Raw genomic sequence first — 13,634 nt, forward strand, 5'->3', positions numbered from 1 at the left:
TGGCCGCTGTGCGCATCGCGAATTCCGCGGTCATCGGGTCCAGCAAACGCCCTTGAATCCACGTGCCGCGCTTTGCCACGAACGCCCAGCGACGCCCTCGCTGCGGCGTCTGGGTCTTCTCACACGCCGGGAGACCCCACGAGGCTGGCGTCGAGCTTGCCGAGCATCGCCTGGGACATCCGTCGCGGCAGGCACACCTGTGCGCAGGCGATTCCGCAGTCTCGACCACGGCCGCGCTGCCCGCAGCGGTTCCGGAGTCCGTCGCACCTCTGCGGAAGGCTCGCATCGGCTTTCCTCTTCGGACTAGGAGTTGCGCATGGCCGCCAACGGCGATGAGTTCCTGCAGAACAAGATCGGCAATTTCCACAAGACGCTTCCGCACGACGCCGAGACCGGGCTCGTCGAACCCAGCGCCTATGTGCACTTCGCGCGTATCGCGGAGAGCCGCGAGCTCGACTTCGATGAGGTCGCGCGCGGGCCCTGTTCGGAACCTTTCCATCCAGGGTTCGCGCGCGCCCGCAACGAGGCCGCGCGTCTGGTCAATCCCTTGGCCTCGCGCTCGCGTGAGCACTGCGGCCCCGATCCCGCCGAGATGGACATGCTGCCTGCGCCGGGCGTGCAGAGCTGCTCCACGGCCGCCGAGATGGTGGAGCTGTACTGGATGGCCCTGCTGCGCGACGTCGAATTCTGCAAATGGTCGTCTGGCAAGCCCTCGTCCGATCTGACGCTTGCGCTGACCCAGGTGCGCGAAGCGTACGACGCTGCGTTGGTGTCGGATGCGAGTCTGGGGCGGCTGCGCCTTGGCCTCGATCTGCCCGCGCGCGAGGGCAAGCTGGATCTGCGCCTGCAAACGCTCTTCCGCAGTGGTCTGCCGGACGAGGACAAAGGGCCTCTGGTGAGCCAGTTCTTCCTGCACAACCCCAGCTTCGGCACGCAGACCATCGATCAGAGGCAGCGCCCGTATCGCAAGGCTCAGGATTTCCTGTGGTCCTGGCAGGACTGGCTGACCGCGCAGAATTGCGGCCGCGATTTTTCAGGCGCCGACTACGGCGATGCCAACACCTACGACGACGCCTTCTTCCTGGAGAAGGAGCCCCGCTTCATCTGCACCATGCGTGACCTGGCGCGCTTCGTTCACAAGGATGCCCTGCATCAGGCCTATTTCAATGCCGCGCTTCTGCTGCTCGGCTGGGGTGCGCCGCCGGATCCGAACACGCCCTATTTCAGGATGCTGCCGCGGCAGACCGCGTTCGCCACCCTCGGCCCGCCGCATCTGCTGACCCTGGTCTCGGAGGTCGCCTCGCGCGCGCTCAAGGTGGTCTGGCGGCAGAAGTGGGCGGTGCACCGGCGGCTTCGCCCCGAGGCCTACGGCGGCGTGCTGGAAGCCCAGCGGCGTACCGGCCGCGATCTCGGCCTCGCCGATTGCCTCAAGCGTTGCGGGCTTCCGTACTCCGACCTGTTGAAGCGCGTCGCCCAGCACAACAAGGCGCAGTCGCGGCCCAAGCTGCAGGGCGAAGCCAGCTGGCTGCTGCCGATGGCCTTCTCCAGCGGAAGCCCCGTGCACCCGGCCTACGGAGCGGGCCACGCCACGGTCGCAGGCGCGTGCGTCACCGTGCTGAAAGCCTGGTTCGATGAAGATCGGCTGATCGGAGACATCGCGCCCAAGGTGCTCGCGGGATGCTGCGAGGGCGCCGCGCTCTACAAGGGCGATGACGTGAATCAGATGACGGTGGGCGGCGAACTGAACAAGCTCGCCAGCAATGTCGCCATGGGGCGCTCGATGGGCGGTGTGCATTGGCGCAGCGACAATACGCGCAGTCTGCGCCTGGGCGAACAGATCGCCACGGTCATGCTGCGCAGGCAGTGCCGCGACTACGCCGAGCCGGGCTATGCCTTGAGCTATCGCAACTTCGATGGGCGGCTGGTCAGCATCGACGCCGGCGGTCGCGTGCAGGTCGACGGGGATCCGGGTTTGCAGGCCTTCTACATGCAGGACCGCTTCGCGCCCCGCTCATGAGCTGAAGGCGGGCGCGGCGAGGCCACGGCTTCGCTGCGCCCGCGCAGAGTCGCGCGCGTCAGGCTTCGGTGCCGTCCTTGAGTCGCAGCAGACGGTCCGAGCCCGGTGCCTCAGGGCGGTTGCGCGCGGCATCGAGCAGGTCAGGCAGGTCCGATGGGCGCACGCCGTCGGCGGCGGAGAGCACGATCCAGCGATCGCGGCCGCGCCGCTTGGCCACGTAGACCGCGGCGTCGGCAAGGTCGACGACCTGCTCCCACTCGAGCGCATCCGGATCGCCCGGCAGGAAGGGCAGGGCCGCCGCGCCGACCGAGCAGGTGCAGTTCAGCAGTTCGCCGCTGTCCAGGCGGAAGTCATGATTTCGCACCGCGCTCACGATGCGCTCGGCCAGTACGCCAGCCTGCGCAGCGTCCGCCTGGCGGGCAACCACTAGGAACTCCTCGCCGCCCCAGCGCACGGCGTAGTCCGACTCTCGCACGACCTCGGTCAACAGGCTGGCGAACTGGCGAAGCACGGTGTCGCCGGCCGCATGTCCGTGCTTGTCGTTGATGGCTTTGAAGTGGTCGATGTCCACCAGCAGGAAGATCAGGTCCCGCTGCAGCCCCGGTGCTGCTGCACCGCGATGGGCGCGGCGACACTGCGCAAGATCGGCCTGGACCTGGCGCAGCAGGTAGCGGCGATTGGCCAGGCTGGTCAATGGGTCGGTCAGGGAGGCCTGCTCCAGCTGGCTGTTGGCCTGGGCCAGCGCCTGGGTGCGGAGTTCGACCAGCTGCTCCAGTTCGCGCCGTCGCGCAGCCAGGTGACGCAGACGCAGGCGCATGAACAGTGCCACCAGCAGGGCGACCGAGATCAGCAGTGCGAGCTGGGTCGAGGCGCGTTGCCAGGGCGAGGGTTCGATCGCGAACGTGAATTCGGTCGAGGGCCCCCATTCACGCAGTCCATCGCGTGCCTGCACCTCGAAGACGTAGCTGCCCGGCGCCAGCGCGGAGAAGGTGATCGGCTGGTAGGGCTGGGGCGCCGACCAGTCGCCGCCGTCGCCACGGAGGCGATAGCGGTAGCGCAGCTGAGTTCCATGGCCAAGGCGGAGGGCCGCGAAGCTGAAACTGAGGTCGCGGGTGCCAGCAGGCAGGCGGCTGCCCGCCGACACGTGGTCTTCGCCTGCGCTGACCCGTTCGATCACGACGCGCGGCGGGGCCTCGACCGGACGCGCACGCTCCACATGCCGCACCAGGCCGAAACCGCTGCCGAACCACAGGGTTCCATCGCGGGTGCGCAGAGCCGCGGTGGCGGTGCCTTCGGGGTGGAGCAGTCCGTCGGCCTCGGTGAAGCTCTGGACCTCGCCCCGCTCCACCCGCGCGAGGCCGCGGCTGGTATAGGCCCAGACTCGGTCAGAGCCATCCACCAGCACGCTCCAGACGAAGTTGTCGGGCATGCCCTGCTCGCGGGTGTAGCGTTCCACCTCGCCAGTGGGCTTGCGGTGGAACAGGCCGTCGCCGTTGCTGCCGACCCACAGACCGCCCGTCGAGTCCACGGCGAGATCCCAGAGGATTTCGTTGCTGAAGCCTTCGTCGCGGCCCAGCCGCTGCACCCCTCCGTCCGCTGCCATGCGCAGCAGGCCGTGGTGCAGCGAGGCGAACCAGAGACTGCCGTCCGGTGTCGGCTCGATCGCCAGCACGCGCGCCACCGACAGCAGCGGATCGGCCACGGGCCGGACGCGAGCGTCCTCCAACAGAGCCACGCCAGTCATGGTGCCAATCCAAAGTCGGCCGCGGCTGTCGCCGTGCAGCGACCGCACAGCATTGACCGGCAGGCCGTCCCGCTCGGTCCAAAGGCGCACGATCCCGCGCTCGGCCCGCCACTCGGCGAGGCCGTCCTCCGTGCCGATCCAGGCTTGGCCTGGTGCGGGCAGCTCGATGTCGTACACGCGCTCGTCGACCAGACCGTCAGCGGCCGTGAGAGTGAAACCCTCGCTCAGGTCCAGGCGGTCGTCGCGCAGCCGCAGCACCTGGACGCCTTGACGCGTCCCAAGCCACAGGCGGCCGGCGGCGTCCTCATCCAGGCTGCGGACGAAGTCGGCCAGCAGCCCGTCGCGCCGGGTGTAGCCATCGAAACTGCCGATCTTGTAACGGCTGAGCCCGCCATCACCACCGACCCAGATCGCGCCCTCGTTGTCCTGCAGCACGCTGTGGTTGACCAGGCTGGCGAGTCCGTCCTCGGGCGTCTGCAGGCGCAGAGCCTGTTCGGTGCCGCGAAGCAAGCCGCGGTTGCCGGTGATCCACAGCTCGCCCGCGGCGTCGCGAGCGATCCCGCTGATGGCCATTCCCTGCGCCGCGGGCGGCAGTCCCGTTGGCGCGGAGAGCTGCTCGCCTTGGCGCAGCAACAGGCCGGAGCTGGTGCCGATCCAGACCCGATCGCCCTCGATCAACAGCGCCGAAACCATGGGCGCGTTGGCCAGCGGCAGGGGCACCGAGGCGTACTGGCCGGTCACCGCGAACCAGCGCAGCAGGCCGTTGGGCGTACCGACCCAGATGCTGCCGTCCTCGGCGCGAGCGAGGCTGGTGATGTGGATGTCGGCGATGATGGTCGCCACGGTCGGTGGGTCCAGACCTTCCGAGCCCTCGACGGGTTCGAGCTGGAACAGGCCTCGCGCCGTGCCGACCAGCAGGCTGGTGCCGCGGGCAGCCAGCGCCTGCACCGAGACATTGCTGATGCCGGGCAGTTCGCGGCAGTCGAAGCGCGTCGCGCCCGGCGCCAGGCTGCACAGCCCGCGCGTGCTGCCCACCCAGACCTGGCCATCGGCACTGCTCGCGATGGCCTGCACCGAGTTGCTGGCCAGCCCGTCGGCCGTGCTGAACACCCGGAACTCGCGACCGTTGAAGCGCCCGAGTCCACTGTAGGTGCCCACCCAGAGGTAGCCCTCGCGATCCTGGTGCAGGGCGATCACCTGCTGCTGCGGCAGGCCGTCCGCGGTGTCGAACCGCTGGGGCTTGGCGTGCACCTCGGCGCGTGTGCCGAACAGCGCGAGGGAGACGAGGGCGAGTGCCTGTAGGGCGGCGGCTGCGAAGCGCGCGCGCAGTCGGGCGCAGGCGAAGGTCTTGAGCGTGGCTGCGTTTGGCATAAGCCGCGCAAAATGCGATCCGGCCCAAGCTCCACGCTGTGCTCTGGCGCACAGTTTCGCGGTGGGCCGGCGCGGGTAGGAAAATTCCTACCCGCAGCCGGGTTCATTCACCCATGTCGTTTCGCGCAGGGCGCGGGCAGTCTTCGGCTCTCGCCGCGTAGCGCCAGAGGGGCTGCCGGCTCCGCCCTCCGCCACCGGCTCTCTCCATGCACGCGACCGCATCCGCGACTGCGCCCAAGCCTGTCACCGACGAACTGCCCCGGCCTCGGCTTCCGGCCACGCTGACGATGCAAAGCGCAGACTGCCGCTTCGAACCCGGCAGCGCCGGCCACACGCTCTGGCTGATCGCCCGCCAGCGCCGAGAGTCGGCAGCGCAGCCTGAGCCTGAGCCGGATTCCGCCAGCCCCTGAGCCGGGGGAGTCCTGTCTACTGCTGCCAGGCGGGCGGGCCATCGCCCCCGCGTCGATAGCGTGCGCGGGCGGCCGCCACGGCGGCTTCCGGCAGCGCGCCGTCCTCCTGCAGCGCATACAGCGCCGCGATCACGATCGACACGGCATCGACCTCGAAGAAGGCGCGCAGGCCCTCGCGGGTATCGCTGCGGCCGAAGCCGTCGGTGCCGAGGGTGACATAGCGTCGCGGCACGAAGGCGCGGATCAGCTCGGGCCAGGCGCGCACGTAGTCGCTGGCGGCGATGATCGGTCCGCGCGTTCCGGCGAACGCGCGGGTCACGAAGGCCGCATCGGAACCCTTGCCTAGTCGCGCTTCGCGCTCGCGGGCCATGCCCTCGCGCTGCAGCTCGCTGTAGCTGGTCGCGCTCCACACGGCCGCCTCGATGCCGAAGTCCTCGCGCAGCAGGCGCTGGGCGCGCAGCACTTCGGCGAGGATCGCGCCGGAGCCCAGCAGCTGCACCTGCGCGGATTCGGCAGTGCCCTCCGGCAGGCGATACAGGCCACGCACGATGTCGGCGGGCTCCACGCCGGCCGGCAGCGAGGGCTGCGGCAGGTTCTGGTTGACCACCGTGAGGTAGTAGAAGACATCCTCCTGCCGCTCCAGCATGGCCTGCATGCCGTGCTCGAACAGCACCGCGACCTCGTAGGCGAAGGCCGGGTCGTAGCTGCGGCAGTTGGGTACGCAGGCAAACATCGGCAGCGAACTGCCGTCCTGGTGTTGCAGGCCCTCGCCGTTGAGCGTGGTGCGGCCGCTGGTGGCGCCGAGCAGGAAGCCGCGCGCACGCTGGTCGGCGGCCGCCCACACCAGATCGCCGACGCGCTGGAAGCCGAACATCGAGTAGTAGATGTAGACCGGCAGCATCGGCACATCGTGCGTGCTGTAGCTGGTGGCCGCGGCAATCCACGAACTGATGGCGCCGGCCTCGGAGATGCCTTCTTCCAGGATCTGCCCGCGCGTGTCCTCGCGGTAGTAGAGCATCGAGCCAAGGTCTTCCGGCTCGTAGAGCTGGCCCTGCGGCGAGTAGATGCCGACCTGACGGAACAGGCTGGCCATGCCGAAGGTGCGGGCTTCGTCGGCGACGATTGGCACGATGCGCGGGCCGAGCGCGGCATCCTTCAGCAGGTTGCCGAGCATGCGCACGGCCGCCATGGTGGTCGACATCTCCTTGCCCTCGGCCTCGAGCGCGAAGCCCGCCCACTGCGCGCGCGGCGGCACCGGCACCGGCGCGCTGGCCTGCGGCCGGCGGCGCGGCAGGTACCCGCCCAGCGTCTGCCGTCGCGCCTTCAGATAGCGCAGCTCGGGGCTGTCCTCGGCGGGCCGGTAGAAGGGCAGCGACTCCAGGTCAGCGTCGCGCAGCGGCAGGCCGAAGCGATCGCGAAAGGCGCGCAAATGCTCGACGTCGAGCTTCTTCTGCTGGTGCGTGGTCATGCGGCCCTGGCCGAGGCTGCCCATGCCGTAGCCCTTCATGGTCTTGGCGAGGATGACGGTCGGCTGGCCGCGATGCGCCACGGCCGCGGCATAGGCCGCGTAGAGCTTGCGCGCGTCATGGCCGCCGCGGCGGAGGCGATCGATGTCAGCGTCCGACAGATCCGCCACGAGCGCGGCGAGCTCGGGGTTCTGCGCGAAGAAGCGCTCGCGGTTGTAGGCGCCGTCATTGGCTGAGAGGGTCTGGAACTGGCCGTCGACGGTCTGCGCGAAGGCGCGCAGCAGTTCACCCGTGGCGTCGCGCGCGAACAGCAGGTCCCAGTCCGAGCTCCACAGCACCTTGATCACGTGCCAGCCGGCCCCGGTGAACAGGGCTTCGAGTTCATCGACGATGCGGCCATTGCCGCGCACCGGGCCGTCCAGACGCTGCAGGTTGCAGTTGATCACGAAGGTCAGGTGGTCGAGGCCCTCGCGCGCGGCGAGGCCGAGCGCGCCGATCGATTCCGGTTCGTCCATCTCGCCGTCGCCGAAGAAACCCCAGACGCGGCGCCCGCCGCCCTCGCGCAGGCCGCGATGATGCAGATAGCGCAGGAATCGCGCCTGGTAGATCGCATTGATCGGGCCGAGTCCCATCGAGCCGGTGGGGAACTGCCAGAAGCCCGGCATCAGCCAGGGGTGCGGGTACGAGCTCAGGCCCTGTCCGCCGATCTCGCGGCGATAGTGGTCGAGCTGGGTCTCGCTCAAGTGCCCTTCGAGAAAGGCGCGGGCGTACACGCCGGGCGCGGAATGCGGCTGGAAGAACACCAGATCGCCGCCGTCGGGGTGGCCCTCTCCCTTGAAGAAATGCTGGAAGCCGACTTCGAACAGATCGGCCGCGGAAGCATACGAAGCGATATGCCCGCCCTGCTCCAGCCCGTCGCGGTTGGCGCGCATCACCATGGCCATCGCGTTCCAGCGCAGGGCCGCATTGAGCTTGGCCTCCAGCGCCTCGTCGCCGGGGTAATGCGGCTGCCGCGCCAGCGGAATGCTGTTGCAGTAGGGCGTGACCCGTGCGCGCGCCGACTGCACCCCGCGGCCCAGGGCGTGGTCGGCCAGGCGGTCGAACAGGAACTGCGCGCGCTCGCGGCCCTCGCGCGCGATCAGCGCATCGAAGGCGTCGAGCCACTCGCGGGTTTCCGTGGGATCGATGTCGGCCTGGCCGTGGCTGGCCGAGATCAGATGACCTGAGGCATTGAAGCGGGGCTGCATGCGGGGCTCGTGCGTCGACGAATGAGCCGCGCAGACTGCCGCGTAGCGGCCGCGATGTCATCTGCTGTCGTCGTGTCGCCGTGCACGCCTGTCAGGACCACGCCCGTTGTCGCCACAACGTCGTGTGCCACAGGGAGGGCGCTTACCCACCATGGCCCTCATCCCGCGGTGACCGGCGGGGAGGCCTCGCGATCAAACCGACGCGAGGCGACAAAACAAAAGGCCCCGGCGTGAGCCGAGGCCTTTGTCTGAAACTGGTGGGCAGTACAGGGATCGAACCTGTGACCCCTACCATGTCAAGGTAGTGCTCTACCGCTGAGCTAACTGCCCGTCGATGCGGGGCGCGCACTCTAACACAGTGCATTCGCGAATCACAACGCCCGATCCGAGGCCCTCGGTATCGGGCGTGATGATGGCTGCGCGATCAGGCCATCTGGCTCTGCACGAAGTCCCAGTTGACCAGGTTCCAGAAGGCCTCGACGTACTTCGGGCGAGCGTTGCGGTAGTCGACGTAGTAGGCGTGCTCCCACACGTCGCAGGTCAGCAGGGCGCGGTCTTCGCCGGTCAGCGGGGTGGCGGCATTGGACGTCGAAACCAGCGCCAGGCTGCCGTCCGGACGCTGCACCAGCCAGGCCCAGCCGGAGCCGAAGGTGGTCAGCGCGGTCTGGGTGAACTTCTCCTTGAAGGCATCGAAGCTGCCGAAGGCGGCGTTGATGGCGTCCGCCAGCTTGCCGGTCGGCGCACCGCCGCCGTTGGGCTTCAGACAGTTCCAGTAGAAGGTGTGGTTCCAGACCTGGGCGGCGTTGTTGAACATGCCGCCGCTGCTGGTCTTGATGATGGTTTCCAGATCCTTGCCCTCGAACTCGGTACCAGCGATCTGGTTGTTCAAGTTGGTGACATAGGTCTGGTGATGCTTGCCGTAGTGATACTCGATGGTCTCGGCCGAGATGTGCGGGGCAAGAGCGTCGCGGGCGTAGGGCAGGGCTGGCAGTTCGATGGCCATGACGGTTCCTTCAGGCGAGCGTGGAAAGGGAAGGGTGATTCGCATCGCGCCCGGCGGCGATGCCGGCGGGCCACGCAGCCGGCGAGGCGGGTGGCCGAGCAGGATGAAATCGCTGCAGGGCCGGCTGGTGTGGGAAAATTGTAGCAAGCAGGCCGCGTGACCCGTTTGTGAGGTTCGCGCGGGGCCGCTCCCGACTTCCCCAAAGACCGCGCCCGCCCGCATGCCGGGCCGCGCTGGAGACCGCATGAACGCCACCGTCGATCGCATCAAGGCCGTGCTGGCCGAACACCCCATCGTCCTCTTCATGAAGGGGACGCCGCAGTTTCCGATGTGCGGCTTCTCCTCGCGTACCGTCGAGGCCTTGAAGGCCTGCAATGCCCAGTTCCACGCGGTCAACGTGCTGCAGGACCCGGAAGTGCGTGCCAACCTGCCACGCTTCTCGAACTGGCCGACCTTTCCGCAGCTGTTCATCAACGGCGAGCTGATCGGCGGCTGCGACATCACTCTGGAACTGCACCAGGCCGGCGAGCTGGCGCGCATCGTCAGCGAAGCGCAGAAGCCGGCATGAGCGAGTCCGCGAAGCCGCTGGCGGGGCGCTCGCTACTGGTCGTCGGCGCGCACGGTGCCTTCGGCTCCGAGGTCGCGCGTGCGGCCGGGCGTGCCGGCGCTCAGGTCGTGCTGCTCGGCCGCCGCGTACCGAAGCTGGGCCAGGTCTACGACCAGCTGGTGGCCGACGGTTCGCCCGAGCCCGCGATCTATCCGCTCGATCTCGAAGGCGCCACGCCCGCCGACTACGCGCAGCTCGCCGATACCCTGCGCGCCGAGCTCGGCGGTCTGCACGGCGTCCTGCACGCCGCCGCCGACTTCAAGCATCTGGCCTCGATCGAGAACAGCGAGCCGCTGGACCTGGTGCGCGCCATCCACGTCAACCTGACCGCGCCGCTGATGCTGAGCCGCGCCCTGCTGCCTCTGCTGCGCGAGAGCGGCAGCACCGAGCGGCCGTCTTCGCTGGTGTTCATGCTGGACGACCTCGAGCGCGTCAGCCGCGCCTATTGGGGCGGCTACGGCATCGGCAAGCACGGACTTGAGGGCGCCTTCCGAATCCTTGCGCAGGAGCTCGAAGGCTCGACCGTTCGAGTGAACGCGGTGCGGCCGGCACCGACCCGCACCAACCTGCGCTCGCGCGCCTACTTCGGCGAAGACCCGGGCCTGCTGCCGCCGGCCGCCGAGCGCGCGCCCGCGATCGTCGCGCTGTTCGACACCTCCGCCGCATCGCGCCACGGCGAGGTCATCGCCCCGTGAGCACCCTGTCGGCGGCGATCCTGCTGTTCATGATCCTCGACCCCTTGGGCAATGTTCCGATCTTCCTGAACCTGCTCAAGAGCCTGCCGCCGGCTCGGCGGCGCTGGGTGCTGGCGCGTGAACTGCTGATTGCGCTGGTGGTGCTGTTCGCTTTCCTCTGGGGCGGTCAGCACATCCTCTCCGCCATGCACCTGCGTCAGGAGTCGGTGGCGATCGCTGGCGGCATCGTGCTGTTCCTGATCGGCATCAAGATGATCTTCCCGACGCCCGAAGGCCTGTTCGGCGAAACCCCCGAGGGCGAGCCCTTCATCGTGCCCATGGCGATCCCGCTGATCGCCGGGCCCTCGGGCATGGCCGCGGTGATGCTGATGTCCAGCAACGAGCCGGAGCGCATGTTCGACTTCAGCCTGGCCCTGTTCCTGGCCTGGCTGGCGACGGCGGTGATCCTGTTTTCGTCCACCTACCTCTACCGCCTGCTCGGCCGGCGCGCGCTCGCGGCGATCGAGCGCCTGATGGGCATGCTGCTGGTGGCGCTGTCGGTGCAGATGTTCCTCGACGGCATTGGCGCGTATCTGGCGCGTTCGGCGGGCGCCGGCTGACGTTCAGCGCACGAACGTTTGCCACGCGGATTTCATCGAGGCCCCCCATGCTGTGCCGGACTCGGAGACGTGCATGAGCTGGAAGACGCTGGACGCACAGCCGCCGCAGGTGATCGCCCATCGCGGCGCCAGTGGCGTGCTGCCCGAACACACGCTTGCGGCCTACGCGCTCGGCCTGGGGCAGGGCGCGGACGTGATCGAGCCCGATCTGGTGCCGACGCGTGACGGCGCGCTGATCGCCCGCCATGAGCCGAATCTAGCGCGCAGCACCGACGTGTTCGACCGCGGCGAGTTCTCGCACTTGAAGCGCGAGGGCGACTGGTGGAGTACGGACCTCGCGCTGGACGAGATCCGCCGCCTGCGCGCACGCCAGCCCTTCGAGGGCCGCAGCGATCGCCATGACGGCCACCACGCGGTGCCGGGCTGGCAGGACGTGATTGATTGGGCTGCGCAGGCGGCCCTGGAGCGCGGGCAGACGGTGCGCCTGTACCCCGAGCTCAAGCATCCCGCGCAGTTCACTGCGCTCGGGCTCGACCCTGTCGCCCTTTTCGCCGAATCGGTGCGCTGCCTGCCGGGCAGCGTCGAAGTGCGCGTGCAGTGCTTCGAGATCGAGGCCCTGCGCCGCGTACACGAGGCCACGCGCCTGCCCTGCACCCTGCTGCTGGAACAGGGCACCGACTGGCGCGCCGCCATCGCCGAACACGGCGCCTGGCTGTGGGGCGTGGGCGTCGACAAGCGCCTGCTATGGAGCGCGCCGGCCCGCAGCAGTGGACTCGTCGAAGCGGCACACGCGGCGGGCCTGCGCGTGCATCCGTGGACCTACCGCGATGACCGAGTGGGCGAGAACTACGCCGATGTGCGGGATGAGCTGCGCGCGGCTTTGCGCCTCGGCGTGGATGGCGTGTTCTGCGACTTCCCGGCCACCGGCATCGAGGTGCGCGAGAGTCTGCGTGCCGTCGTCGAGTGAAGCCGGATGCCGGCTGGACTTCCGGCAGGCGCCGCGAGGCCGCAGACTTCCCGCGGACCCGCGCGATGCGGGCCGCGCAGTCGCGCCGGGATGCCCGGGCAGGGTCTTGAAACCGAGCGGGCCAAGCGGCCGCGCTATTCCTGATCCAGGTTCAGCCGCACGCCCTCGACGCTGTTGCTCACCAGCGTCACGTTGAAGCGCGGGCGGCCCCAGCGCCGCTTGACCAGCACGTCCTCGCCGTCGTCGACTTCGACGCGGTAGTCCTCGCCGATCGCCTCGCGCAGCACGTCGCGCACGCGTCGGGCCACGCCGTTCTCGCTGGTGCGGTGTTCGACTTCGACGCGGACCTCCGTCCTGGCGCCGTCCTTGGGCGTGAACGCAAGCACCAGCTCACCGCTGGACTCGGCATTGCCGCTGAACTGGAGGCGCCATTTGTTCTCGATGGGGGCAGCGTGGGCAATGCCTGCCAGAAGCAGCAGGAGGGACAGCAGGATCAGTCGCATGGGGGCGCTCCGCGCGGGCTTGGGGTGTGCACATCATCGCTCCGAATGCCCCGCCTCGTCATAGCCCCCGCGGGCGAAGGCCGCGGGCTTGATCTGGTCGACGAAGGCGCGCGCCTGCGGGCTCAGGTACTTGCCCTTGCGGATCACCACGCCATAGCTGCGCGGTGGGAAGTACTCGCGCATGTTGTGCACGAACAGGCGCTCACGGTCGGCCTCGCTGATGCAGATGCTGGTGACGATGCTGATGCCCAGCCCCATGGCCACGTACTGCTTGATGACCTCCCAGCCGCCGACTTCCAGCGCCACGGTGTAGGGCACCTTGCGCTGCTGGAAGATCAGGTCGACCAGCCGGTAGGTGGTCAGGCGCTTCGGCGGCAGGATCAGCCCGTAGGGCGAGAGATCCTCCAGCGTCGGGTGCTTCGCGCGCGCCAGAGGATGATCGGGTGGGGTGATCAGCACCGGATCGAAGGAATAGAGCGGCGCATAGTCGATGTCGTTGGGCACGTCGAGCATCGAGCCCACGGCGAGATCGACCTCGTCGGAGCGGATCAGCGCCAGCCCATCCTTGCCGGTGACGTTGTGCAGTCGCAGCTGGACCTCGGGATGGCTGCGGCGGAACTGGGCGATCAATTCGGGCAGCAGATAGAGGATGGTCGAAGCACCGGCGGCGATGTTGAGTTCGCCGCCCTCCAGGCCCTTGAGCCGGCTCTTGAACTCGGTTTCCAGCCCGTCGAGGCCGTCGACCAGCGGGCGCGCCAGTTCATACAGCACCTGGCCTTCGCGGGTCAGATTGAGGCGACGGCCGTGGCGTTCGAACAGGCTGCAGCCCAGCTCGCTTTCGAGCGCACCCAGCTGCAGTGAGACGGCCGGCTGACTGAGAAAGAGTGCTTCGGCAGCCCGGGTCACCGAGCCGAGCCGCGCCGCGTGGCAGAAGGCACGCAGCTGCTTGAGCCGACTGCCCTTGTAGTAGAAGCGCGCGGGCGACTTGCTCATCGCCGCCGGGGC

Annotated in this window: 10 protein-coding genes and 1 tRNA gene; 5 read left to right on the forward strand and 6 right to left on the reverse strand. The window is 68.8% G+C overall.

What is annotated here, in order from left to right:
* Positions 1–316 precede the first annotated feature (316 nt).
* Complete coding sequence (locus BLP83_RS01040) at positions 317–2,017, forward strand: vanadium-dependent haloperoxidase (protein WP_091237783.1); 1,701 nt, start codon at positions 317–319, stop codon at positions 2,015–2,017.
* Positions 2,018–2,075: 58 nt separating this feature from the next.
* Here BLP83_RS01040 and BLP83_RS01045 read toward each other — a convergent pair whose 3' ends face one another.
* From BLP83_RS01045 to sodB, 4 genes are all read right to left on the reverse strand, one after another.
* Positions 2,076–5,132 (reverse strand): ligand-binding sensor domain-containing diguanylate cyclase, encoded by a 3,057-nt coding sequence (locus BLP83_RS01045; protein ID WP_091237785.1) that lies wholly within the window; start codon positions 5,130–5,132, stop codon positions 2,076–2,078.
* 426 nt (positions 5,133–5,558) lie between these two features.
* The gene (mdeB, locus tag BLP83_RS01050) at positions 5,559–8,255 is read right to left on the reverse strand and encodes an alpha-ketoglutarate dehydrogenase (protein ID WP_091237787.1); all 2,697 of its coding nucleotides are present in this window, start codon (positions 8,253–8,255) and stop codon (positions 5,559–5,561) included.
* Between the two features lie 255 nt (positions 8,256–8,510).
* Positions 8,511–8,585 (reverse strand) — tRNA-Val (locus BLP83_RS01055).
* Between the two features lie 94 nt (positions 8,586–8,679).
* Positions 8,680–9,258 (reverse strand): superoxide dismutase [Fe], encoded by a 579-nt coding sequence (gene sodB / locus BLP83_RS01060; protein WP_091237790.1) that lies wholly within the window; start codon positions 9,256–9,258, stop codon positions 8,680–8,682.
* Between the two features lie 244 nt (positions 9,259–9,502).
* Here sodB and grxD point away from each other — a divergent pair, with 244 nt between their 5' ends.
* The 4 genes from grxD to BLP83_RS01080 all read left to right on the forward strand — a co-directional run bounded on the left by grxD (position 9,503) and on the right by BLP83_RS01080 (position 12,126).
* Positions 9,503–9,826 (forward strand): Grx4 family monothiol glutaredoxin, encoded by a 324-nt coding sequence (grxD, locus tag BLP83_RS01065; RefSeq protein WP_091237791.1) that lies wholly within the window; start codon positions 9,503–9,505, stop codon positions 9,824–9,826.
* On the forward strand, positions 9,823–10,560 hold the full coding sequence (locus BLP83_RS01070; protein WP_091237793.1) for an SDR family oxidoreductase: 738 nt from the start codon (positions 9,823–9,825) through the stop codon (positions 10,558–10,560). The genes grxD and BLP83_RS01070 overlap by 4 nt, the downstream gene beginning before the upstream one ends.
* Positions 10,557–11,159, forward strand: coding sequence for a YhgN family NAAT transporter (locus BLP83_RS01075; protein WP_091237796.1), 603 nt, complete (start codon positions 10,557–10,559; stop codon positions 11,157–11,159). The genes BLP83_RS01070 and BLP83_RS01075 overlap by 4 nt, the downstream gene beginning before the upstream one ends.
* A 73-nt stretch (positions 11,160–11,232) precedes the next feature.
* Complete coding sequence (locus BLP83_RS01080; protein ID WP_091237798.1) at positions 11,233–12,126, forward strand: glycerophosphodiester phosphodiesterase family protein; 894 nt, start codon at positions 11,233–11,235, stop codon at positions 12,124–12,126.
* A gap of 134 nt (positions 12,127–12,260) precedes the next feature.
* Here the strand turns inward: BLP83_RS01080 and BLP83_RS01085 are convergent, their stop codons facing one another.
* Both BLP83_RS01085 and BLP83_RS01090 read right to left on the reverse strand, forming a co-directional pair.
* Positions 12,261–12,629, reverse strand: coding sequence for a hypothetical protein (locus BLP83_RS01085; protein ID WP_091237801.1), 369 nt, complete (start codon positions 12,627–12,629; stop codon positions 12,261–12,263).
* 33 nt (positions 12,630–12,662) lie between these two features.
* On the reverse strand, positions 12,663–13,622 hold the full coding sequence (locus BLP83_RS01090; RefSeq protein WP_091237804.1) for a LysR family transcriptional regulator: 960 nt from the start codon (positions 13,620–13,622) through the stop codon (positions 12,663–12,665).
* Positions 13,623–13,634: the final 12 nt, after the last annotated feature.

Origin of the sequence: Aquimonas voraii, assembly GCF_900101825.1 — a bacterium.
Taxonomy (GTDB): Bacteria; Pseudomonadota; Gammaproteobacteria; order Xanthomonadales; family Xanthomonadaceae; genus Aquimonas; species Aquimonas voraii.

Bases quoted from the DNA above. Each gene is read 5' to 3' on its own strand.
- BLP83_RS01090 (WP_091237804.1), bottom strand. From the start codon at position 13,622: ATGAGCAAGTCGCCCGCGCGCTTCTACTACAAGGGCAGTCGGCTCAAG.
- BLP83_RS01040 (WP_091237783.1), top strand. From the start codon at position 317: ATGGCCGCCAACGGCGATGAGTTCCTGCAGAACAAGATCGGCAATTTC.
- BLP83_RS01080 (WP_091237798.1), top strand. From the start codon at position 11,233: ATGAGCTGGAAGACGCTGGACGCACAGCCGCCGCAGGTGATCGCCCAT.
- mdeB (WP_091237787.1), bottom strand. From the start codon at position 8,255: ATGCAGCCCCGCTTCAATGCCTCAGGTCATCTGATCTCGGCCAGCCAC.
- BLP83_RS01045 (WP_091237785.1), bottom strand. From the start codon at position 5,132: ATGCCAAACGCAGCCACGCTCAAGACCTTCGCCTGCGCCCGACTGCGC.
- BLP83_RS01085 (WP_091237801.1), bottom strand. From the start codon at position 12,629: ATGCGACTGATCCTGCTGTCCCTCCTGCTGCTTCTGGCAGGCATTGCC.
- BLP83_RS01070 (WP_091237793.1), top strand. From the start codon at position 9,823: ATGAGCGAGTCCGCGAAGCCGCTGGCGGGGCGCTCGCTACTGGTCGTC.
- grxD (WP_091237791.1), top strand. From the start codon at position 9,503: ATGAACGCCACCGTCGATCGCATCAAGGCCGTGCTGGCCGAACACCCC.
- sodB (WP_091237790.1), bottom strand. From the start codon at position 9,258: ATGGCCATCGAACTGCCAGCCCTGCCCTACGCCCGCGACGCTCTTGCC.